At 67.0% G+C, this 22,478-nt stretch carries 21 protein-coding genes and 1 pseudogene; 7 read left to right on the top strand and 15 right to left on the bottom strand.

Annotation, left to right across the window (positions count from 1 at the left end):
* Positions 1-38 precede the first annotated feature (38 nt).
* From ACV095_RS00755 to ACV095_RS00780, 6 genes and pseudogenes are all read right to left on the bottom strand, one after another.
* On the bottom strand, positions 39-1,079 hold the full coding sequence (locus ACV095_RS00755) for an asparaginase (protein WP_134164920.1): 1,041 nt from the start codon (positions 1,077-1,079) through the stop codon (positions 39-41).
* Positions 1,080-1,109: 30 nt separating this feature from the next.
* Positions 1,110-1,817 carry a FadR/GntR family transcriptional regulator gene (locus tag ACV095_RS00760; RefSeq protein ID WP_018771937.1) on the bottom strand — a complete coding sequence of 236 codons (708 nt, stop codon included), beginning with the start codon at positions 1,815-1,817 and terminating at the stop codon, positions 1,110-1,112.
* A 42-nt stretch (positions 1,818-1,859) separates the two neighbouring features.
* Positions 1,860-2,495: a DedA family protein gene (locus ACV095_RS00765; RefSeq protein ID WP_018771936.1), complete on the bottom strand. Its 636-nt coding sequence runs from the start codon at positions 2,493-2,495 to the stop codon at positions 1,860-1,862.
* A 9-nt stretch (positions 2,496-2,504) separates the two neighbouring features.
* Positions 2,505-3,260, bottom strand: a complete 756-nt coding sequence (locus ACV095_RS00770) for a phosphatase PAP2 family protein (protein ID WP_144601525.1) — start codon at positions 3,258-3,260, stop codon at positions 2,505-2,507.
* Positions 3,261-3,343: 83 nt separating this feature from the next.
* Positions 3,344-3,961: a uracil-DNA glycosylase family protein gene (locus ACV095_RS00775; RefSeq protein ID WP_018771934.1), complete on the bottom strand. Its 618-nt coding sequence runs from the start codon at positions 3,959-3,961 to the stop codon at positions 3,344-3,346.
* Between the two features lie 130 nt (positions 3,962-4,091).
* Positions 4,092-5,331, bottom strand: a pseudogene (locus ACV095_RS00780) (HNH endonuclease).
* A gap of 300 nt (positions 5,332-5,631) precedes the next feature.
* Here ACV095_RS00780 and ACV095_RS00785 point away from each other — a divergent pair.
* Complete coding sequence (locus ACV095_RS00785; protein WP_478222685.1) at positions 5,632-6,144, top strand: hypothetical protein; 513 nt, start codon at positions 5,632-5,634, stop codon at positions 6,142-6,144.
* A gap of 17 nt (positions 6,145-6,161) precedes the next feature.
* Here the strand turns inward: ACV095_RS00785 and ACV095_RS00790 are convergent, their stop codons facing one another.
* The gene (locus ACV095_RS00790) at positions 6,162-6,545 is read right to left on the bottom strand and encodes an RNA-binding S4 domain-containing protein (RefSeq protein ID WP_018771931.1); all 384 of its coding nucleotides are present in this window, start codon (positions 6,543-6,545) and stop codon (positions 6,162-6,164) included.
* 154 nt (positions 6,546-6,699) lie between these two features.
* Here ACV095_RS00790 and ACV095_RS00795 point away from each other — a divergent pair, with 154 nt between their 5' ends.
* Positions 6,700-7,056 carry a hypothetical protein gene (locus tag ACV095_RS00795; RefSeq protein ID WP_018771930.1) on the top strand — a complete coding sequence of 119 codons (357 nt, stop codon included), beginning with the start codon at positions 6,700-6,702 and terminating at the stop codon, positions 7,054-7,056.
* Positions 7,057-7,102: 46 nt separating this feature from the next.
* Here the strand turns inward: ACV095_RS00795 and ACV095_RS00800 are convergent, their stop codons facing one another.
* From ACV095_RS00800 to ACV095_RS00815, 4 genes are all read right to left on the bottom strand, one after another.
* Complete coding sequence (locus ACV095_RS00800) at positions 7,103-8,230, bottom strand: sulfite oxidase (RefSeq protein WP_268002184.1); 1,128 nt, start codon at positions 8,228-8,230, stop codon at positions 7,103-7,105.
* A gap of 106 nt (positions 8,231-8,336) precedes the next feature.
* Positions 8,337-9,134, bottom strand: a complete 798-nt coding sequence (locus tag ACV095_RS00805) for an SDR family oxidoreductase (protein ID WP_263422511.1) — start codon at positions 9,132-9,134, stop codon at positions 8,337-8,339.
* Positions 9,135-9,212: 78 nt separating this feature from the next.
* The gene (locus ACV095_RS00810; RefSeq protein WP_018771927.1) at positions 9,213-10,217 is read right to left on the bottom strand and encodes an aldo/keto reductase family protein; all 1,005 of its coding nucleotides are present in this window, start codon (positions 10,215-10,217) and stop codon (positions 9,213-9,215) included.
* Positions 10,218-10,271: 54 nt separating this feature from the next.
* The gene (locus ACV095_RS00815) at positions 10,272-10,931 is read right to left on the bottom strand and encodes a hypothetical protein (RefSeq protein ID WP_478222686.1); all 660 of its coding nucleotides are present in this window, start codon (positions 10,929-10,931) and stop codon (positions 10,272-10,274) included.
* Positions 10,932-11,093: 162 nt separating this feature from the next.
* Between ACV095_RS00815 and ACV095_RS00820 the strand changes: the two genes are divergently transcribed.
* Positions 11,094-11,492: a YchJ family protein gene (locus ACV095_RS00820; RefSeq protein ID WP_018771925.1), complete on the top strand. Its 399-nt coding sequence runs from the start codon at positions 11,094-11,096 to the stop codon at positions 11,490-11,492.
* Here the strand turns inward: ACV095_RS00820 and ACV095_RS00825 are convergent, their stop codons facing one another.
* The 3 genes from ACV095_RS00825 to ACV095_RS00835 all read right to left on the bottom strand — a co-directional run bounded on the left by ACV095_RS00825 (position 11,493) and on the right by ACV095_RS00835 (position 14,755).
* Positions 11,493-12,326: a TIGR04086 family membrane protein gene (locus tag ACV095_RS00825; protein ID WP_478222687.1), complete on the bottom strand. Its 834-nt coding sequence runs from the start codon at positions 12,324-12,326 to the stop codon at positions 11,493-11,495.
* Between the two features lie 64 nt (positions 12,327-12,390).
* Positions 12,391-14,391 carry an acyl-CoA dehydrogenase family protein gene (locus tag ACV095_RS00830; RefSeq protein WP_478222688.1) on the bottom strand — a complete coding sequence of 667 codons (2,001 nt, stop codon included), beginning with the start codon at positions 14,389-14,391 and terminating at the stop codon, positions 12,391-12,393.
* A 61-nt stretch (positions 14,392-14,452) separates the two neighbouring features.
* Positions 14,453-14,755, bottom strand: a complete 303-nt coding sequence (locus ACV095_RS00835; protein WP_026266177.1) for a hypothetical protein — start codon at positions 14,753-14,755, stop codon at positions 14,453-14,455.
* A gap of 269 nt (positions 14,756-15,024) precedes the next feature.
* Here ACV095_RS00835 and ACV095_RS00840 point away from each other — a divergent pair, with 269 nt between their 5' ends.
* The 4 genes from ACV095_RS00840 (at position 15,025) to ACV095_RS00855 (ending at position 21,604) form a co-directional block, all read left to right on the top strand.
* Entirely contained in the window at positions 15,025-16,482 is a 1,458-nt protein-coding gene (locus tag ACV095_RS00840; RefSeq protein WP_268002180.1) for a DUF3375 family protein, read from the top strand.
* The gene (locus tag ACV095_RS00845) at positions 16,475-17,287 is read left to right on the top strand and encodes a DUF4194 domain-containing protein (protein WP_478222689.1); all 813 of its coding nucleotides are present in this window, start codon (positions 16,475-16,477) and stop codon (positions 17,285-17,287) included. Before ACV095_RS00840 ends, ACV095_RS00845 begins: the two co-directional genes overlap by 8 nt.
* Positions 17,284-20,757: an ATP-binding protein gene (locus ACV095_RS00850; RefSeq protein ID WP_478222690.1), complete on the top strand. Its 3,474-nt coding sequence runs from the start codon at positions 17,284-17,286 to the stop codon at positions 20,755-20,757. The genes ACV095_RS00845 and ACV095_RS00850 overlap by 4 nt, the downstream gene beginning before the upstream one ends.
* Positions 20,758-20,974: 217 nt before the next feature.
* Complete coding sequence (locus ACV095_RS00855) at positions 20,975-21,604, top strand: hypothetical protein (RefSeq protein ID WP_478222691.1); 630 nt, start codon at positions 20,975-20,977, stop codon at positions 21,602-21,604.
* A gap of 54 nt (positions 21,605-21,658) precedes the next feature.
* Here the strand turns inward: ACV095_RS00855 and ACV095_RS00860 are convergent, their stop codons facing one another.
* Entirely contained in the window at positions 21,659-22,153 is a 495-nt protein-coding gene (locus tag ACV095_RS00860; protein ID WP_478222692.1) for an FBP domain-containing protein, read from the bottom strand.
* Positions 22,154-22,478: the final 325 nt, after the last annotated feature.

Consider the following 22,478-nt stretch of genomic DNA (forward strand, 5'->3'; position numbering starts at 1 on the left):
GGTCCTTACGGGGCGTCGTTGTCGGGTTCGGACGGTGGTTATGCGGAAACAGGGGCAAGAAAATCGGTGGCCAACAGCCGGCCCACCTGGTGGCCGCCGCCCAGCACGGGTGCGGTGGCGATACCGGTGAGCGGTTCGATGTCCACGCCCAGCGCATCCAGCAGGCGGACGGTGGCGGGCATCCGGGCGCGGTCGCCGCCGTCGGAAATCTTTACAGCCACGGCGCTGCCGTCGGCCAGGCCCACCAGCTGCACGCCCTCAAAACCGTCCTTGGCCACGGCGCCGGGCAGCAGGCGCATCAGTTCGGTGACGTCGCGGCCTTCCCCGGCCACCATGTGCGGGTGCTGCTGCATGGCCAGCCCGACGGCGGCCTCCGCACTTCCCGAATCCAAGGCGTCATTGTGCGCGGCCGCTTGGGCGATCCGGCCAAAGGCGCGGGCCATGCCGCGCAGGCTCAGGGCAAACAACGGGGTCCCGCAGCCATCGGTGCTCGCCGCGGCCGGCTCCTCGCCGGTCAGGTCGGTGACGGTCTGCGCAACGAGCTGCTGCAGCGGGTGGGCGGGATCCAGGTAGCCCTGCACGGACCAGCCGTTGATGGCGCAGGTGGCGGCCATGGCGGCGTGTTTCCCGGAGCAGTTCTGGGTGATCCGGGTGGCGTTTCCGCCGTTCCGCAGCCAGTCCTCACGCTCGGTGGTGCCGTAGGGAAGGTCGGTGCTGTTTTCCAGGTCGGTGGGGGCGAGTCCGTGCAGTTCCAGGATGCGCAGGGCGCCGTCCCGGTGGACTGCGGCACCCGAATGGCTTGCGGCGGCCAATGCCAGGAGGTCTGCGGGGAGTTCAAGGCCGGCGCGGACCAGGGCGACTGCCTGGAGGGGCTTGAGCGCAGAACGGGGGTAGAAGGGAGTCTGGGGATCCCCAGCGGCCGCCGCCACTGAACCGTCAGCCGCAAGGGCGATCGCTGAGCCGTAGTGGACACTTTCCACCAGGCCGTCACGGGTGGCGGCCACCAGCGGGACGTGCTGCGGCAGGGCCAGCTGGGCCGGGGCAGCGGTGTGGGCAGCAGAAAACACGGGGGATGGCATGGAGTCCTAGGAAGGTTTGGTTGGATACGGCTAGTTGTTAAGGATGGAGTCCAGGGCCACGCCCACGGCTTCCAGGTGGTGGGCCATGGCGGCGCGGGCGTTTTCCGCCGAGCCGGCCTCGATGGCAGCGAGGATCTGCTGGTGCTCAATATCGGAGGCATGCTGGCGGTCTGCCACCATGTTCAGGGTCTCGGACTGGTGCGCCAGAGCGTCGCGGATGTCAGCCACGACGCTGGCAAACACTTTGTTGCCGCTGGCGCGTGCGATCGCGGCGTGGAAGCTGGAGTCCAGGGCCACCCAGGATTCCGGATCGGTTTCCGTGGCCATGGCGGCAACGATCCCGCGGAGGACGTCGAGCTCCTCCGGAGTGCGGCGTTCCGCTGCCAGCCCTGCAGCCGGGACCTCGATGTGCGGACGCGCTTCTGTCAGGTCCCGCGCCGAGTATTGCCCCAGCATGAGGTCGTTGGCCACCTTGCTGGCAATGACGAACGTGCCCTTGCCGGTCCTGGTGACCGTGAGGCCCAGCGCGGTGCAGGAGCGGAGGGCTTCCCGGATTACCGATCGGCTGACTCCGTACTGCTGCGAGAGGGTTGCCTCCGAGCTGAGCTTGCTTCCCACCGGAAGCGCGCCGGACTCGATGTCCTCACGGATGGCGTTGAACACCGCCTCGGCAGCGCTCAGCCGGGCAAGGGGGCGGAATGCAGGCTGTCCTGCTGTCCGGCTGTCTGACAGGTTCACGCCTTAAATATGGCACTGGTCACAGTTGCTGTCAAGCTCTCCCTAGTCCTGCCGCCGGCTGGCCGCACGCCGCCGGTCGCGCCGCCGTCGTGACCGGACGTGCCAGATGATGAGCCCTGCCACCGCCACGATCGCTATGACGACGGCGAGATCCCGGCCCGCTGCCTGGGCAACGGCTTCGTAGGAGTTGCCCGCGAGGAAACCCAGCAGGACGAAGCCGATGCCCCACACCATGCCGCCCACCGCGTTGTAGGCAAGGAACCGGCCATAGGGCATCCGGGACGTGCCCGCGAGGGCGGGCATGACGGCCCGGAAAAAGGCGGTGAAGCGGCCCAGGAAGACTGCCGAACCGCCCTTGCGGCGGAGGAAGTCCTGCGCGTTCTCCAACCTCCCGGCATGGCGGCGCAGCATTCTTGCCTTCATGATGCGCGTGCCCAGATGTTTGCCCACTTCGTAGCCCACGCTGTCGCCGATGATGGCGGCAGCGACCACCAGGGCCATCATCGCGCCCAGCTGCACTTCACCGCGGCTGGCCACTACTCCACCCAGGACGGCCGCTGTCTCACCTGGAACCACGAAGCCCACAAACAATGCGTCCTCGGCAAAGACCAGGCAGAAGACGGCAATATATGCCACAAGCGGGCTGACGTTCAGGAGGCCGTCGATGAAGCCCGTCATGGCTGCTGGTCAGCCTTGCGGGGCCGGGACGGGGCCGAGCTTTGCCAGGAACGGGACCCGGGCCAGCAGTGACAGCCCAAAGCGGTTCCACAGGCCGGTCAGGAACGCGGCTCCGGTAGCTGCGGTAAGGAAGGATGCCGTGACGTCGGTGGGGTAGTGCACGCCGAGGTAAACACGGGAGAAGGCCACGAGGACCGCCACGGCGATTCCGAGGACGGCAGCCGCCCGCTGCCACCTGGTGCCGCGGGCCAGCAGGAAGACGGCAATGGCCAGCGCGGAAGCCAGCGCCACATGCCCGCTGGGGAAGCTGTCCGTTCCCGGCTCCGGGATGAGCGGGTTGTACAGGGCTGTCGAGTCCGGGCGGTGCCGGGCCACCAGCACCTTGAACAATTCGCTGCTCACCCAGGCGCCGGCCGCAACCAGGCCCGTGGCGACGGCGTTAACGGGGCTGCGGCGGACCAGCAGCAGATAGAGGCACAGGGCTGCGATCATCAGCACCCCGCCCGCCGGGCTGAACACCACATTGATGAACATCGCCATGCCGGTCAGAGGTGCGGTGTGGTCATGGCTCAGCTCGGCGTCCACGGACATGTCCGCTGACGTCAATGCCGGGCTGAACCTCAGCGCCAGTCCGCCTGCCACAATCAGGACTGCTGCGATGACGGGCACGGCAATCCAGTGCCGAAGCTGGGGGAGCACGGCCATGCGGATGGCTGCAGCCTCCGCTGGAGGTCCTGCCTCATGGGAACGGTCGGGGTGGGACATCAAGGTCAGCCTGGTTCTCTCGCCGGTCAGGGTACCTACGAGTATGCGCCTGCGCGGCTGGAAGAAAGCTGGGAAACCGTCCGCTAAAGGTGCTGGATGCCTGCCCGCTGCATGGCATCACGGTAGGTGTCCACGCTCTTGGCCAGCAGTTCTTCCTGCTTGGCTTCGGAAACAGCAAAGGCCCTGCCGCCGAGGGCAGAGGCCTTGTAGATTTTGATGCCGGCGTTCTTCAGCGATGAATGGTAGGTCTTCTCGAACAGGGTCAGGAACGTGGAGGCGTCCGTGCCGTGCGCGATGATCGCCGAAACGCGGGAATTGATTTTGAGGAACTGCCGGAAAGGACGCAGGCCGTCGGTCTTTTCCTGGACACTCAGGGCCGATGGGCTGCCACTTTCGCGGACCCACGGGTAGGCGTTCCACGGCATGACGTAGCGCGGATCCAGTTCAGCGAGCTCATAGATCTGGGTGGCTCGGCGGGCCGCTTCGTCGTCGTTGTTGTGGGAGACGAATCCGGACTCCGTCCCCTTGCCGGGGCTCGCCTGGAGGCTGATGATCCTGCACTCGTCTTCGTCGTGGACGGGGTCGATATAGGGGACGACGGAACCGGGCTTCTTTTCCATCAGCTCATCGCAAAGCTGGGTTACCTTCGCGATATTTGGTTCCTGTAGCAGGGCCTTTTTTTCGTCCCAATCAATCGTCACGATTTCTCCCTTTGCAGCGAGGCGTCCAGAATCAGGCGTCCTATGCCACTCTACGCTTTTGCGGGGAGGGGTGGGCACACCAAATTTGGGCCGGTCGGGCTGTGGGAGTAAATGACGACGTCAGGGGGCCTCATGCGCGAACGCCAGCCACTCTTCGTGGGAGTTGCGTGATCGTGCTCCTGCCGGCGGGCGAGCAGGGGTGTGGCGTTCCGGGTGGTGGTGGTGCGGTGGAATGGTAGGTGTGGCCGGTGGGGGTGGTGGTTGCCACCGTATGCCGCGGGCCGGGCACCTGTTGGGCGGTCCAGCCGGGGGTTTCCTTGGTGTGGTTGCAGGCTTCGCGGAGGCCCTGGCCGTTGCCGGCGCTCGTGGATCCGCCATCGCGCCAGGCGGCGATGTGGTCGTGGTGCCGGATCGGGGCGTCGCAGTACGGGGTGCGGCAGGTATCGTCCCGGATCTGCAGGAAGCGTTTCAACCCCGCCGGGAACAGCCGGGCCCTGGAATCCATGCCCACCAGATCCCCGCTGCCGGGGGCGGTGTAAAGCCGGCGGACCCACAGGCTGGGTTCGGTGTGGCCGGCGCCGGTGAGGGCGATGTTCCGGGCCCAGGCGGCGGGGATGGTGCCGTAGCCGGGGAGCCGTGCGGGTTCGGCATCACCCTGGAGGAAGGTCCGGTCGGTCATCACGAGCTGGATCTCGACCCCGCTGACGCCTCCAGGGGTCCCGGTGACGCGTTCGACGAGGGCGTCAGCCATGACCTGCCCCCGGGAGCGCCCATCCCCGGCCGAACGCACCGTATCCGCCTCGCGGGACAACGCGGCGTAGGCGGCCACGGCCTGGGCGACGGGCAACAGCGCGGTCAGGTAGGCCATGGTGTCCGGGGCCGGCCGCAGGCTCACCGTCCGTTCCTTGACCGCACGGGCGGCCCGTTTGGCGACCGCTGCCGGGTCCCGCCGGTACGCGGCGGCCCGGACTGCGGCACTGATGGCCTTGTCGCCGGCGCTCGTCCAGGGTGCCGGTGTCGGCGGCGAGTGCCTCATCCACCCCGGCCCGGTCCTCCGCTGACAGACAGATGGTTTCCTTCACGATGAGGGTTGCCCGCCATTCATTCAGCCGGCCCGCCCGGAACGCCGCGAACGTGCGCGGCATCCCGGGAAGGGTTCTGGCCAGGCCGAGCAACCGGGACCCCCTGGACGGGGATTCCCGCCGGGCCAGCGCGAGCTGCGCCGCGACCCCGGCACCCTGCTCATGAGCCGGGACCCCGGCGGCGGCCTGCTCACCCCGCTGCTGTAGATCAAACGCCACCGCGGTATCGGCCTGACGGGCACCGGCAAGGCGCTTCAAATCCTCCAGCCCACGCATCTGGTCGATCATCCCCGCGCTGTCGGCAGCCAGCGGAACAGAAGCGAGCAGCTTCAAGACATCACCAATCGAAGGCGCAGCAGGCGGGAACGGAAGCCCATCCTTGACACCCGTAACAGCAAAAGTGCGATGCGGCGGACCAGCAGCCAACAGCCCCCGAGGCTCCGCCCCAAGCACTGCCGCCATCCCACCAACCGCTTCCATGACCAAAGTCTTCCACCAGGGTCCGGCAACGACAGCCACCCAAAAGCCCTATGTGGAAAACGGCAGGCTGCAACAGTGAGGGTCCGAGGACATGCTGTTCAATGGATTATGCAGTTCACCAGGAAGGGCCTGAAGGCCGAAGGTTTCGCTGGCTTCCGGCCCATCCAGGATCTCGAGACCATGAGGATCCCGCAGGCAACAGGCCTCTTCACCGTCGTGGCTCCGGAAGGTTTCCAGCCGCGCTTCCTCACGAAAAGCACAGCAGGAGTCTTCAAGAAGAAGGAACCGTCCCTCTCCGCCGCCGCTTTGACCGCCGAGTGGGTAGAGGGCGTCGTCGTTCTCTATGTCGGAAAGGCCGGGCCGGGAAGCAAAGGTAACCGGGGGCTGCGACGTCAGATCCAGGAGTTTGTGGACTTCGGGCAAGGAAAGCCGCCCGGGCACTGGGATGGGCGGGCGATCTGGCAGCTGGCGAATGCTGGATCACTGGCCATTGCGTGGAAAGAACTCCCGGCGGAACAACTGAATGACGCAGAAGCGGCCTGCCATTCAGCTTTCGTGGCGGAATTCGGCCGGTTGCCGTTCGCTAACCTCGTGCAGGCGCGCACCAAGTCTGGCGGTTGACCTCTGCAGCACGCTCCTCACGCAGGGCCGCGCAAACGCTCCATCTCGCGACGGTCCTTCTTGGTGGGCCGCCCGGCGCCCCGGTCCCGTTGCGGCAGGCCAAGTGCCGGCAGGACTGGCCGCGGGGGAGTGTGGTCGGTAAAGCAGTGCGATGCCGCCTCGGCTCCCACACGTTTGGCGATCAGCCGCCGAACCTCCAGGATGCGCTCGTATCCCGGCATGCGGACGGTCACGGTATCACCGGTGACGAGGGTGGCTGATGCCTTGGAAGGGCTGCCGTTGAGGCGGACATGCCCGGCGCGGCAGGCTGCTGTGGCGGCGGACCGCGTCTTATAGGCGCGGATCGCCCACAGCCAGGCATCGATTCGGACACTGGCGGGGGAGGAGGGGAGGCTGGTCATGGTTGGCACCGAGTATAGCCGCGGCCGCGTCGTGCCGTCCCGCGCCTCGTGCAAGACTTGGAGCACCTGCCAGGAAGAGAGAAACGTGGAGCCCTACCGCCCTCACCAGCACCAGGACCCCAGAGCCTGTCCGGATTCATCACAAAGGCCTGCGTTGCCTGCATGGGCGGGGACGTTCCGGACGGTCCTGCTGGTCCTGGCCGCGATTTTGTTGCTGCTTCTGCTGCTCCTGCTCATGATGGGCACGTCAAGAGTCGGGGACATGTATGCCGGCGGCACTTCGGCAGTCCTGCAGGCGACCATCTGGATTGGATTGGCGCTGCCCGCCCTGGGCGTCCCGTACGTGGTGGCCAGCATTGCCTACGGAGCCTTGTGGACGGCAAGGCTGCGGGGCAGGGGCTACCGCCGCTACCCGGCCACGACGTGGATGCTTGTGGCAGGGCCGATTGTTGTGGGACTCTCCATCACGGCCCTGGTCGCGCTGGTCATGGCACCGGCCAGCCTGCTGTGATGCCCGGTAACCCTGACCGGCCGTACCCTTGCACGCAGGACTAACTTCACTCCACCGTCACGCTGACCCGCTGCACCACGTTGTTGCCCATCCCCTGGTAGTTCCAGTTCTGTTCCAGGGGCTGGGTGGCACCAGTGACGTCCGTGGCGCGGCAGGCCAGGACGTGCTCGCCGGGGTCGGCCACCCAGGGCAGGCTCCACCTCCGCCACGCGAATCCGCCGGACGGCTTGTCCAGATGGGCCGGCAGCCAGGTGCCGTCAATCCCCACCTCGACGGCGGTCACGGCGCCTTCCCCTGACCAGGCCCTGCCTTCCAGCATGACCGGGCCCGGGCGAAGGAACCGTTGCCGGGTGAAGAAGTCCGGAACGCCCGGCGGAACCATCAACGAACGCACCCTGATCCGCGTGACCGGCCTGCCGGCGTCGTCCGCGGAACTCTGGTAGCGGTAGGCGGACTGCTGCTGGAACCCGGTGAACGGCGCCCGGACCACGTCGATGGACTGCAGCCACTTCACGCTGGCCATGCCGTACCAGCCCGGCACCACCAGCCGCAGCGGGTACCCATGCTGCGGCGGAAGGTCGGTGCCGTTCATCTTGTAGGCAAGAACGACGTCGGGACGCAGCGCTTCACGGATCGGCAGGCTCCTCGCGTACTGCTGGGGGACGCCGCCCTGAACCCCGGCATCTGCTCCGGTGAAGACCACCTCCACCGCGTCCGGCAGCACCCCCGCCTTGCCCAGGAGGTACGCCAGCGGCACCCCGGTCCAGTGCGCCGTGCCCACCGCCTCCAGCACCCAGGGCTGGCTCAGGGGCCGCGGTTCCAGGAGCGAGCGGCCGTTGCCCGCGCACTCGAGGGTGACCGGGACGGTGATGGCCGGATCCCTGCGAAGTGCCGCCATTCCCAGCTCCAGGGCACGTTCCACTGCGCCGCCGATCCGCAGATGCCAGGACGAAGCATCAAGGTCTGGAATGTCGAAGTGGGTCAACACGTAGTGAAGCCCCGGCGGCGTGACGTCGCGGCGGAGCGCCTCCAGCGGCAAGGAATGGTTCCGGGCGGCGAGCTGCAGCTCCTCACGCGTCAGTGGACCTGACACGGGCTGCGCGGCCGGGGACAGCACCGGCGCCTGCCCTGCCGCCGGCTCCTGGCCAATGGACTGCTGGTTGCTGTGATTCATGGCGGTGCGATTCTGCTTGGCGTAGTAACCCTGCTTGGCGGAGTAAAAGGTCCCCGCCACAGGTCTACGCCGGGTCCACCCGCCCGTCAACGCATAAAACTGCCCGCTACAGCACCGGCCGCGTCAGGAACTCGGCAAGGCTGATGGGGTCCTGGCCGGTCAGCCCGTGGATGTCCGGCGAGAGCCCCGCCATCTCACCGGCGGCCATCGCCGTGTAGGTGCTGACCCAGGCGTCCAGCTGCCACTGCGGCACACCGTAGGAGGCCCGGGACGCATAGGCTTCCTCCACCGTCTCGGGGTGGTAGCTGATGGTGCGCCCGGTCCCGGTGCTCAGCACCTCCGCCGCCTGTGCCAGGGTCAGTTCCTCCGGGCCGGTCAGGTCATAGGTCTTGCCCTTGTGGATGGCCGGATCCCGCAGGACCGCATGGGCGCAGCGGGCAACATCCTCCCGGGCCACGCCCGAGAACACGCCGTCGCCGGCAGGCCCGCGGATCACGCCGTCCTCCCCGGCCAGCAGCGGCAGGAAGTCGAGGTAGAAGTTGTCCCGCAGGAAGGTGTATTGCAGCCCGGACGCCCTGATCCGCTCCTCCGTGGCGTGATGGTCCCTGGCCAGGGTGAAGGTGGCGTCCGGCGCGGCACGGTAAAAGGACGTGTACACCACGTGCTCCACGCCGGCATCAGCAGCGGCGTCCACAAATGCGTAGTGCTGCTGCAGCCTGTCTTCGGCCTCCGCGGCGGACACCATGAAGAGGATTTTCGCCCCCTCCAGGGCGCGCCGGGAGGCAGCGCCGTCCCCGTAGGAACACACCACGGGATGGGCGTCATCCAGCTGTGGCGCCCGTGCCGCATCGCGCACCAGCAGGCGCTGGGCGAAGCCGGAGGCGGCAAGCTGCCGCGCCAGCATTCCGCCCAGGCCTCCGGTGGCCCCGGTGACCGCAAGCTCCGGGAGCTCTGACGGGGACAGTTCCGACGGGGACGCCACTTACGCTTCCCGGGTGGCCGGCGACTTGGTCTGTGCGGGGTCCCGTTCAGCAAGGCCACCGACGGCGTCGTCGATCTTCTTGAGGACCTCCGCCTCCAGCTTCACTCCGGCTGCGCCCACGCTGTCGGCAATCTGCTCGGGCCGCGAGGCACCCACGATGGCTGACGCAACGTTGGGGTTCTGCAGCACCCATGCCACAGCCAGCTGCGGCATGGAGAGGCCCGCTTCCTGGGCGATCGGCTTCAGTTCCTGCACGGCTGCCAGGACGTCGTCGCGCATCCAGCGCTGGATCATCTTGGCGCCGCCCTTTTCATCCGTGGCGCGGCTGCCCTCCGGAGCGGGCTGGCCGGGCTGGTACTTGCCGCTGAGGACGCCCTGGGCCATGGGCGACCAGACAATCTGGGAGACCCCCAGTTCCTCCGACGCCGGGACCACCTCGGCTTCGATCACGCGCCACAGCATGGAGTACTGCGGCTGGTTGGAGATGAGCTGGAAGCCAAGCTCTTTGGACAGCTTGTGGCCCTCGCGGAGCTGGTCAGCGGTCCACTCGCTCACGCCGATGTACAGCGCCTTGCCCTGCCGGACGATGTCCGCGAAGGCCTGCATGGTTTCTTCCAGCGGCGTTTCGAAGTCATAGCGGTGGGCCTGGTAGAGGTCCACGTAGTCCGTTTGCAGCCTCCGCAGCGAGCCATTGATGGACTCCATGATGTGTTTGCGGGACAGGCCAAGATCGTTCTTGCCCTTGGGGCCGGTGGGGCCAAAGACTTTGGTGAAGATTTCCAGGGACTCGCGGCGCTCGTCCTTCAGGGCCTGGCCCAGGACGGTTTCCGCGGCTGTGTTGGCGTAGACGTCGGCGGTATCGAAGGTGCTGATGCCGGCGTCGAGGGCAGCCCGCACGCACTGGGTGGCAACGTCGTTTTCCACCTGCGAGCCGTGCGTCAGCCAGTTGCCGAACGTGATTTCCGAGACTTTGAAGCCGCTGTTTCCGAGGTATCTGAATTCCATATGTTCACGCTAACCCAGATGGTTGCTCAGGGTAAGGGCTTGGCCGTTTCTCCCTTACGGCTGGGGGCCCGGATCCTGCGCCTTCTCCTTGAGCACCTGCTGCGGGCCGGCTATGGAAACCAGGGACCCGGTATCCAGCGGCGGTACCGGATGAGGCGGCTGGGGCTTCTTGAAGGACCTGGGCAGCTCATGCGGCGGCCGGTGGTTGTGCAGGGCGGACTCCACCAGCGGGGCTACCTCGGACACCTTGTCGGCAGGGACGGCCGGGTCTGGAAGGTCCCGCACCGACAGTTTGATTTCGGGTGCCGCGGCGCGCGCCCTGGCCTGGGCGCGCTTGTCGGCCTCGGCGACCGCGGAGGCCCAGTCCTCAGCGAGGACCGGGGGGTCGTGGCGGGCGGCGGCAAGCTTGGGATGGCGTTCGACGGCGGTGCGGAGCGACTTTTTCAGCCGGTCCGGCTTGAGTGCGGAGGCCCGAGCCCGGAGCGGCCTGCGGGCTTGGCCCGGATTCATGGGGGCGCCGGCGGTACCGGGAGAATCCCTCCTGCCGGGAACGCGCCCGAACAAGGCCATCAGCACAAGGGCGGCAAACCGGCCCAGGCCCGCGAGCACCAAGGTGATAACGCCCAGCAGGAAGAGGACCAGAAACATAAGGAGGGCAACGCCCACCGTGCCCAGGAATGTCAGGTTGAGGACGAGAGTGTCCGGGTTCTCCACGTCTTCTCTCCTCTCCAATCAACATCCTGGGCCGCCCCGGCACTCACGGCCGGCGGCAGGCTCCTTCTCCACCATACGGATTTTTATCAGGCGATGCCGCCGCCTGCCCGGCACGGTTCGAGGTTGTAGCGAAGCTGTTACCGGATATGGCAGCATCACCGGATGACCGAATCGATGGAGTCCGCGAACTGCACGTGCCTGTCCGGGGAGCCGTACGCCGAATGTTGCGGCAGGTTCCTTTCCGGCCGCGCATCTGCAGCCACTGCCGAACAGCTGATGCGGTCACGCTACAGCGCCTTCGTCCGGCTGGATGAGGACTACCTGCTGCGCACCCACCATCCGTCCACCGCGCCGGCCAGCCTGGACCTGGACACGGCCATGGAATGGCGCCGCCTGGACATTGTGTCCACCAGCAACGGCGGTCCCTTCGATTCCGAAGGGACCGTCGAATTCAAGGCCTACTACCGGCAGAACCGGGAACGCGGGGTCCTGCACGAGAACAGCAGGTTTGTCCGGGAGGATGGCCGGTGGCTGTATGTGGACGGTGACATCCTCGCCTGACTACTCCCCGTCGTCGTAAAACTCGCTGTCCGGGGTGAATCCGGCGCGGTCGACCTTCCGGTGGAACCGCATGCCCGCCAGGCCGCCCAGCAGCGCGCCGACAAGGGCGACTGCCGCCACCACGATCGCGGCGATGATGCTGGTGGTGGTCAGCTGTCCCTCGTTGATTGGGATCCGCGGGAAGCTGTTCAGGTTGGCCAGGACGTTGAACTGTTGCCCGGCCACCAGGCCCAGGATGGCCACCACAACGGCTGCGATCAGCGCCCAGATCCAGACCATGAGTCCCTGCTTGAGGCCGTTGAAGCGGGCCATCCGCCCGGCCACGTAGCCGCCGCAGTAGTAGGAGAGGAAGAGGATCGCCAGCAGCACGATGATGCCCACCAGGCCAACCGTGCCGCTGTTCTGCGCCGCCTGGTTCACGGCCTCGTTGACGTCGGTGTTGCTGGCCAGGCCCACGGCGGTTCCGGCGGCTGCCACCAGTGCGGTGAGGAGCACGGCCATCCCGGTGGCGGTCAGCCATCCGAAGAAGGCCGAGCCCACTTTGATGCCGCCAAACCGCTCCTTCTGGCGCGCGACGGCGGTTTCCCGGTTCGCAAGCGTTGGGTCTGCCACCGGTTCCACCACGGGTGTGGCCCTGGTGGGGGCAGGCTGGTATTCGCGCTCCGCGGCGGGGGCGCGGGTGTAGTCCCGCTCCCGCTGGCCGGCCGGCGCCTGGTCCATCGAGCGCGTGGCGGCATCGTCTGCGGCTGCCTCCCGGTAGCTTCCGCTGCGGGCGGTTTCGTCCTCCCGGGCACGCCGGGGAGGCAGGTTCTCTGGTTCCGTTGAGCTGCTCATGGCTCAACTCAACCACCCGCCCCGGGTGATAGCAAGCGTGCTTACTATTTTGTGACCTGCGGCTTTACCGGTATTTCCGGTGCAGGTCCTCCTTCCTGGATGGGCCCGGCGAGGCATCGGCGATCCACGGGCCGGTGCCTTCGGACTGGTCCAGGACCCCTGCCTCAAGCCATAGGTAGTCACCGGCGAGGACCTTCCGCGTCAACGCCCGGTCGGCATCGTCGGTGTTCCGCCACAGCTGGTCGAAGTACTCGTCCACCCGCACCCTGGCCTGCTCGCAGTAGGCGTCGGCAAGCTCGTAGGCGCCGGCAGCCTTTTCCGGGGCGGTTTTCAGCAGCATCTCTGCACGGGAGCAGCATGCAGTCATGGCGAACAGTTCGGCGCCGATATCCACCACTCGGCCCAGGAACGCCTGCTTCCGCTCCAGCTTGGCCTGCCACCGGCCCATGCCATAGAAGGTCTGCCGGGCCAGCCGTCGCGACGACCGTTCAACGAACCGGAGGTGTTTGGCCAGCCTGCCGAACTCCCCGTAGGAGCGGGGGTCCATGCCGGCGCCGGCCACCAGCTTGGGCAGCCACTTTGCATAGAAGCCGGAGGCGCCGACGGCGGCCTTCGCTTTGTCCGCCATGCTCGCATCCAGCGAAGCAAGGTCGCCGGCGGCAGCCAGGTGCGCATCCACCGCCTCGCGCGCAATCAGCAGCCGCATGATTTCGGAGGACCCCTCGAAGATCCGGTTGATCCGCATGTCCCGCAGCTGCTGCTCCGCCGCTACGGCACGTTCACCGCGCGCGGCCAGTGATTCAGCGGTCTCAAACCCCCGTCCGCCGCGGATCTGGACCAGTTCGTCCGCGATCCGGCAGCTGATTTCCGTGGCCCAGAGCTTTGCGAGCGCGGCCTCGATCCGGACGTCCTTCTGCCCGGCATCGGCAAGTTCTGCGGAGAGTTCGAACACGGCATCCAGGGCAAAAGCCGTGGCCGCGATGAAGGCGATCTTCTTGCCGACTGCCTCATGTTCACCCACGGGCCTGCCCCACTGGGTGCGGGCGTTGGACCATTCACGGGCAATCTTCAGGCTCCAGCGCCCGGACGCCACGCACAGCGCCGGAAGCGCCAGGCGGCCGGTGTTGAGCGTGGTCAGCGCGATCTTCAGTCCCTGGCCCTCCCGGCCCAGCCGGTTGGCGGCCGGCACCCGCACCTGGTGGAACCGGGTAACCCCGTTCTCGATGCCGCGCAGGCCCATGAAGGCATTGCGGTTTTCCACCGTGATGCCCGGCGAGTCCATTTCCACCACGAACGCGCTGATGCCGCCCTTGTGCCTGGTGCCGTCCGGATCGGTGTGCGCCGGGACAACTGCCATGACCACCACCAGTTCCGCGATCACCCCGTTGGTGGTCCAAAGTTTCACGCCGTCCAAAAGGTACGCGTCGCCGTCGTCCGTGGGAGTTGCCGTGCTGCCCAGCCGGGCGGGATCGCTGCCCACGTCCGGTTCGGTGAGGAGGAAAGCAGTGACGGCGCCGGCAGCGCACCGCGGCAGGTACTCACGCTTCTGTTCGGGCGTGCCGAACACCTTGACCGGCTCGGGCACGCCGATGGACTGATGGGCGGAGATGAGGGCGCCCAGGCTGGGGTGCACGCTGCCCAGCAGGGCAAGGGCCCTGCCGTAATAGACCAGGGAGAGGCCCAGGCCGCCGTATTCCTCCGGGATTTTCATCCCGAAGACGCCCAGGGCTGCCAGGTCCTTGATGTATTCGTCCGGAATCTTCGCTTCCCGTTCAATGACCCGCCCGGACATGGTTTTGGCGAACTCCGTGAGGCGGCCCATGAATGCCTCGCCCTTGTCCACGGAAGCGGGGTCGGCAGCCGGCCAGGGATGGACCAGGCCCAGGTCGAAACTGCCCAAATAGAGGCCCTTGGCGAAGCTGGGACGGTCCCAGCCGGATTCACGGGCGGCTTCGGCAACGGCCCGGGCATCTTCGGCGGTGGCTCCGGCGCCGATGTTGCCGGCGGGGACGGGGGTTTCTTCAGCCGGGGCGTCTTTGGCCTGGCTGTCAGTTGCGGAGGTCATGGGTTATCTCCTTGGCCGGAGTGGCCGGTGTAGCCATGGATCCGCCGGGTTGGAGAACCCTTCAGCTGTCCCTCAAGATTACCCGCGGGTAGGTTCCGGTGCTAGGGGATGGCTGCGCCTGGAAATCGCCGGGCAGTTCCACGGTGGAGGCCCGGTGGACCAGCCGGTCCCAGCCGGAGTTGATCCCGTGGACCACCGCCAGGAGCGTATTGGCCACCACCATCCAGGTGAGCTTGCCCACCCCCAGCAGCGCCAGGGCAACCAGCCCCGCCGAGAGGACGAATGCGGCCAGGACTGCGCCGAACACCAGCGTCCCGATAAAGACCAAGGTGGCTGTTTCCACTGAGCTTAGATCGAACTGCATGAATCCCCCTGCTGCGACGTTGCTTTGCATAAGACTGCGGTGGCGAAGACCAGTAGCAGAAGCGTAGGGGGACAGCTGCGCGGCCAGCCAGACCCGGCACGGGCGGGGGAGCCTGTTGATATGGGATCGAAATGCTACCGGCAGGTAGGTCACGGAGCGGTCGCGGCGGCTGCGTTAACCTTGTAGTTGGCAGTTTTCCGGTTCGTCCCCTGCGTGCCGCCCCTGCCCGGTCCCCGTTCAGCCCCCGTTCAACAGTCCAAGGAGAGTGCGTGCCCCGCTCCGCCAGGTCATCCGCTGACGCCATCAGCGCCCGGCTCCGGGACCTCGAACTCCTCACCAAGGGGCCCGCGTGGGCACTGACGCGTTCGGCGCCCTGGGTGATCGCCGTGCTCCAGGCTTCCTTCACCCGCACCCGGCCGCAGGTGCCGCTCGAGGAATTCCATGCCGACGTCGACTCCTTCCTTGAGGAGCTCCGGCGCCAGGATCCGGGCCTGGGCGGAGGGGCCAGCGGAAAGGCGTTCGGGGATGAGTGGACCCGGCGGCAGTTCCTGACCCGGCGGAACCAGTCAGGCCAGATCGTCTACGAGGCCACCGAGCCTGCAGCACGCGTGCTCGCCTTCCTTGACAGCCTTTCCAGCGAGCGGTCCACGTTGAACGGTTCCCGGCTGGGCACCCTGCTGGGGGACGTGGAAAAGCTCGCCAACGAGACCAACCCGGACCAAAGTGCGCGCCTCGAAGCCCTGGAAGAGGAAATCGAAGAGCGGCAGCAGCTGATCCAGGACATCAGCACGGGCGACTTCGACGGCCTGCTTGACGACGACGAGGCCGTGGAGGCCGCCGGAAACATCCTGGACCTGGCCGCCAGTTTGCCCGCGGACTACAAAAAGATGCGCGACCGGATCGAGGAACTGGTGGGCGGACTGCGCAACCAGATCATCGAGGAGTCGCTGACCAAGGGCGCCACCATGGCCCAGGTCCTGGAGGCGGACAAGCGGCTCCGCCAAAGCCCGGAGGGCAGGACGTTCCGGTCCTTTACCGCCTTCCTGGAGGACCCGCAGCAGCAATTGCGGTTCCGGTCCGCGATTGGGGAGGTCCTGAGCCGCCAGTTCGCGGATGACCTGTCACCTGACGACCGGGAGACACTGAAGAACCTGGTGGCCGAGCTCCGGCAGCAGCACAGCCAGATCCAGCGCATCTACGGCAAGCTCAGCGAAAGCCTGAACACGTACGTCCAGAGCGACGACTTCCGCCAGTCGGTCCGGCTCCGGAAGGTCCTGCGTGAGGCAGAACAGGCCATCCGTTCACTCCCGTACGAGCGTGAACGGCCCGGCCTGGTTCCCGGCCCCGTCCTGTACAACGCAGGGTTTGAGTCACTGTCCATGGTGAAGCTCTTCGACCCCGACGAGTTCGCGGCACCACCCAGGCTGGCCGATCCCATTGCGTTTACCGACTCGGACCGGGTGCGCTCGCCGCGGACGGGCAAGGCCAGGCCCGACGTCGTCCGGTCCGCCATGGCTGGGGCTGCCACGCTCGCCGACGCCTGGCAGCAGCTGCCGCCCGAAGAGCAGCACATCAACACCATCCGCGCGCTGCTGTCCGAGGCCCTGCACGCCGGGGCCGACTTCAACCGCAGCGCCTGGGATGGCCTGGACTTCGAACAGATAGACGGCTCCACCCGCAGGGCCTACCTGCCCGTGGTTACGCTCGCAAAGGATCCACATGACTGAAGTTTCAAACGCTGAGGGCCCAGAGCTGATCGAAGACCAGCCGCGCGGCGAACGGGCGGGGGCGGCACCGGGCGTTGAGCGCACCTTCGCAGTGTCCCCGCGCGATACCTTCGTCGACGGCGCTGCCCTGTTCCCCGGCGATACCGGCGTCCTGTCCATGAAAGTGCGCCAGGCCCTGGTGAAGCTGTTGAAGGGCCCGTACATCGACGGCGGCCGGGACGAAAAGCTCTGGACGGTACTGCTGGACAACCAGGTGATCCTGCGCAGCCGCCTGTCCGAGCTGTTCCTGACCCTGCAGCTGGACCACGAGCGGAAAATCGCGGTCCTTCGCCCCGTGGACCCGGACGTCATCGGCGGGAGCGCCCGGTCCAGCATCCTGCGCCAGCAGCGTGCCCTCAGCCGGGTGGAAACCATTGTGCTGCTCCGGCTCCGCCTGCTGCTGGACCGGCACGTCACGGCCCAGACCGACCCCACCATCACCCGCGAGGAGATCACGGACCTGGTGGCGCACTACCAGCCCGCCGGCCAGCAGGACGCCCTGCGCGACTCCGATGTGGTCACCCGTGCCATCACCAAGCTCCTGGCCCGCCAGCTCCTGCTCCCCACCGGACTGGACGACGTCTACACCATCTCCAACGCCCTGCCCCTGGCCCTGCCGTTCGAAAACATCGGCGACATCCCGGCCCACATCGAAGCCCTTGTAGCCGCCTCGGCTGACCAATCAGGAACGGAGCCGCTCCTGGACCTGGAGGACACGGCCGCCGCGGAGACGAACGGAACCACGTCCGAGGAGGATGACCAGTGACCATCGCAAGCATGCTCCCGCTGGGGGATGTCACCAACCCGGGCCAGATGCGGCTTGCGTTGGTGCAGGTGGTCAACTGGGGGACGTTCCATGGAGCGCACACCATGCATGTTGACCGGAACGGAACCCTGCTGACCGGTAACTCGGGCGTGGGTAAATCCACGCTGTTCGACGCGATGCTGCGGGTCTTCGATGCGCGGCCGCGGTCAAACGAGGCGGCGGCGCAGCGGTCGGGCGGTGCCGTGGAGGACAAGCGGACCACCTTCACGTACATGCGCGGCAAGGTGGGGGACAAGGCGGTGGGGGAGGGCTCGGCGAGTGCGTTCCAGCGCCCGGGTGCCACCTGGTCCGCCGTCGCCCTGACCTTCGACAACGCCGCCGGGACGCGGGTGACGGTGTCGGCGCTGTTCGACCTGCCCAAGAACGGCACGGAGTCCAGCGTGGGCCGGTTCTACCTGATCGACAACGTGCCCCTGGACCTTGAGGCGGTTGAGGGCATCGCCGACAAACGGTTCACCAAGGGCGCGCTTGAGGCGATCTTCCCGCACGCCCAGGTCTTCGACGTGCACAAGGCGTTCGCGGAGCGGTTCCGCCGGCTGCTGGGGATCAACTCGGACCAGGCCCTGCCCCTGCTGCGCGTCATCCAGGCCGGCAAGGGCCTGGGCGGCAGCGTCAACACCTTCTTCCGCGACCAGGTGCTGGATGCCCCGGCAACCCTTGCCGCCGCCGATGACGTGGTGGAGGAGTTCAGCAACCTGATGTCCATCCGCCAGCGGCTGGAGGATGTCCGGCAGCAGCGCGACCAGCTGGCGCCGGTGCCGGGACTGAACCGCGAATATGCGCAGTCGCTGCTGGACGCGAACCGGCTGCGGGAGCTGGTGGGTGGGGAGTTCGAGGCGTACAGGCAGCAGCTCGCCGTCACCGTGCACCAGAAGACGCTGGTCCGTTTCCGCGAGCTGGCGCAGGCGAAGGCGAAGGAACTCGGCGCCGAGCGTGCGGTCCGCGACAACCTGGCCAAGGAACTGCGGCAGCTGGAAACCGAGTACAACAACCAGGGCGGCAACGCGATTTCCGCGATTGAGCAGTCGCTGGAGAACGCCCGGGTTGGCCTGAAGCTGCGGCGCCAGGTGGAGGAGGCGGCGCAGCAGGCATTGGCCGACGCCGGGCTGCAGCTTGAGTGGAGCGCGGCCGGCTGGGAGCAGGCACACGAGCAGGCGGCGGCACGGTCGGCCGAGCTGAAGGATGATTCGCAGGCCCTGCAGGAGCTGCGGTTCGAGGCCTTCGACGCCCACGCCAGCCGCAAGCGGGAGCTGGCGGCTGCCGAGCAGGAACTCGTGTCGTTGAAGACGCGCAAGTCCCTGCTGCCGCCGTCGAGCATTGAAAACCGTGCCGCCATCGCCGCTGCCACCGGTATTGCGGAAGACCGCATGCCCTTTGCCGGCGAGCTCATGGACCTCGCAGACGGCGAGGAACGGTGGCGCCCCGCTGCCGAGCGTGCGCTCCGCAGCCTGGCCACCACCCTGCTGGTGCCCGGTGAGCACTTCGGCGCAGTCACCCGCTACCTGAATGACCACAACGTCCGCGGCGCGCTGCGGGCAGTGGACGTCTCCAAGCCGCTCGCCGGCGGCGCGCTCGCTGTGGAGGACGTGCGCGACGGCGACCTGCTCACCAAGCTGGATATCCTCGAGTCCGGCGCGGCGGCCGAAGCCGGCGGGTGGGTCCGTGAGCGCATCGCGCTGGACTTTGCCTACCCCTGCGTGGAGGACCCGGACGAGCTGGCAGCCCTGGACAAGGGCCTGAGCCTGGGCGGCGTGGTCAAGCGGAACCGCCACACGGTGGAGAAGGACGACCGCTTCACCAGCCGCCAGGACTACGTCCTGGGCTTCGACAATGCCGCCAAGCTGGAACTCGTGGCCGGCCAGGTGGAGGACCTCCGGCAGGAAGTGGCCAAGGCCGCCGAACTGGCGCAGAGCCGCGAGGACTCGCACCAGGGCATGAGCCGCCAGCTCGACGCCCTGCGCCGGATTGCCGAAGACGACCGGCCCTGGGAACAGGTGTCCGCGGCCGTTGCTGCCGATGAGCTCACCAGGATCGAGCAGCGGCTCAAGGACGCACTTGCCGCGCAGGCGGACCTGGAGCCCCTGCGCGCCACCATCGAGGAGGTCCGGCAAAAGCACCAGACCAGCACCGAGTCCGCGGCCGTCCTGCAAAGCGAATACAAGGCATTGGACCGCCAGCTCACGGCTGCGGATTCACTGCTGGAAGCGGCGCGTGACCGCCTGGCCCAGGCGCCGCCGTCGGACGCTACCGTGACGGCGCTGGAACCGTACTTTGCGGAATTCGGCGACGTGACCGAAATGCACGAGCTGGACAACCTTGCCAACCGCGTCCGGACCACCCTGCTGGGCGAACTGCACACTGCTGAATCACGGGGGCAAGGGACAGCCGAGCGGCTCACCCGGATTTTCGAAGGCTTCGTCCGGGAGTGGGGCAGCGCCATTTCGGCGGACCACGGCACCAGCATCGGCGCGGCCAGCGAATTCGAAGCCCGCTACCATGCCATCGTCAACGACGGCCTGCCGGCGCAGGAGGCGGAGTTCCGGCAGTTCTTCAACCAGCGCACGCACGAATCCTTCAGCACCCTGCTGCACCTGCTGGACGAGGAACGCCGCTCCATCACCAGCCGCATCCTGCCCCTCAACGGCATCCTCTCCCAGGTGAACTTCCATGAGGGCAGTTACTTGGAGCTGGATATCAAGCAGACGCTGCCGCCCACTGCCAAGCAGTTCAAGGACGCCATCCAGAACGCCTTGAAGGCCCGCCACGCTCGGCCGGCCAGGACGGACGCCGCCAGGGGGGAGGGGCCGGACGGTGACGACGCCGAGCTCACCGCGCGCTACAAGTCCCTGGAGACCCTGGTCAAGAGGCTTGGCTCGCAGGCGCCGGAAGACCGGCGGTGGCGGGCGGAGGTGCTCGACGTCCGCGGCCACCTGTTCATCCAGTGCAAGGAGCACCGGGAAGTGACCGGCCCGGCGGCTGGCAAAAAGAAGGGCGGCGGCACGAAGACCGAGGTCTTCATGCACGCAGACACCGGTTCCATGTCCGGCGGCGAGCGGCAGCGGTTCACCGCGTTCATCATGGCCGCGGCCCTGAGCTACCAGCTGGGGATCGCCGAGCAGGGCTTCACCACCTACGGCACCGTGATGATGGACGAAGCGTTCGTGCTCGCCTCCGAGGAATTCGCCGGCGCCGGCATCAAGGCCCTCCACGAATTCGGGTTCCAGCTGCTGCTGGCTGCCCCGGAAAACGTCATCGATCTGTCCCGGCACCTGGGCTCCGTCACCGAGATCCTCCGTGACCGCCGCACCAACCGCTCCGGCGTCCTCACGGCCCCGGTGATCCGGCCGCGTCCGGGGGAGGAAGGAGCCTGGCGCTCCGAGGCAAACCCGGTGGATATCGTCCTGCGCTGAAACCGGATCCAGCAATATAACAAATTGATGGATTTATCGCTCCGGCCGTGGTGGCCGGTCTTTTCGCTGTGCCACTCTGGGCTTTACCAACTCACCTCGCCAGAGTAAATCCCATAGGTACTGCAGGATGCTGGGTCCGCACTTTCTCCGAGAGAACGATGGCGTCCTCTTGAAAGGCACCCCCATGCGCCCACGGCACCCCGCTCCAATCCTCCTTGTGATAACAGCCGCAGCGGCGCTGTCCCTCGCCGCCTGCGCGGACTACGCCCCCGCAGGTAGCGGGGGCGCGTCCACGGAGACTGCCGTTCCGCCGCCCTCGCCTGCTCCCACGTCCGCGCCCACTCCTGCCGGGATGGTGACCTATACCTTCCCCGAGGGCCGGCTGTCCTTTGCCCATCCGGCGGACTGGCGCGTGGTACATGAGCAGGTTTCCGCATCACCCCCGGTGGAAACGGCCGCCGTCATTGATGCCAACGGCGCCGGGCGGGTCAACATCTACTACAGCCAGGTGGGTGACGCCGTTGCCGGTCCTGATGCCAGGTTTGTCCTTGCGGCGGACCCTGTGCCGGGACTGGTGGGCCACGCAGTTCCCACGCCCCATTCGTCGTTCTTCACCGATCACGTCAAGGGTGCCGTTGAGTACCGCATGGGGCTGACGGCGGGATTGCCGGTGTCACCGGACGGCAAGGTGCAAAACGGGCCCGTCATGCTCGGCGACCGCATTTTGGCCGCAGACGTGCTGTTTACCGGTCCGCCGTTTGCCAATGACGAGGCGGCGAAGGCGTGGTACTGGGGCGGGGACGGCCAAAAACTGAAGGCGTTGCTGATGAGCTTCTCCTACCGCTGAGGCACATGGGGAAGCCCTCCGTCACCGGAGTGATGGAGGGCTTCCGCTGCCCGCCTACTTATTCTGCACGCGGGCCAGGAACTGCGCGGTGCGGTCCTGCAGGCCCTGGATCTGGCGTACCACGACGGCCGCCGGATCGGGGTTGATCTCGTTGGCCGGCGGTTCCTTGCGGACGTTGCCACAACACAGGAAGTCGGCGCAGATCAGGGTCCCCACGGTGTTGCCGTCGCGTCCTGACTGGCCTGCGCGCCTTGCGACCCAAAGGAGCACGTCCTCCTTCGAGAACACATCCCGGCACAGTTCGCACAATACCGAGCGGTTCTTCCCGGCTCCTCCTTCGGGCGCCCGGAGCAGGATGCCCGTGAGGCCCTTGGGGCCGGGAACCACCAAGTACCCGCGCAGCGGCATCTTTTCATCGCGCCAGCCCAGGAACTCCAGGCTGTCCCAGTCCAGGGCGTCGAAGTTCCTGGGCAGTGTCAGCTTGGCTGCTTCTGAGCGGCTGGCGTTGACGAAGGATGAACGGATTTGTTGGGGCGTGACTGATTGCATGGCTGAACTTTCGTAAAGGGTGGGCGGCCCTAAGCCGGGCCGGGGTAACAGGGGAGTCAGTCAGTCTCCGCGGAGCAGGCCAAAGCGGCCACCCCGCTTCCCATGGCAGCGGCGGCCGGAACGACCTTTTGCATGCGCATTGTTCCCGTTGTTCCGTTTCTGTTCAGCGTGCCCTGGTAAGGGTGCCCTGCCGGCAAGGCAATCCTGCCAAATGTGCCCCGCCCTGTCCAAGAACCTGATGGCGGATGTGGCCTTTGTCACGTTGCGGGATTAGGTGACAAAAATGTTGCGTAATCGACATTTACATAGGTTAGCCTTACTTAAG

This window comes from Arthrobacter sp. JDC6, from assembly GCF_056484025.1.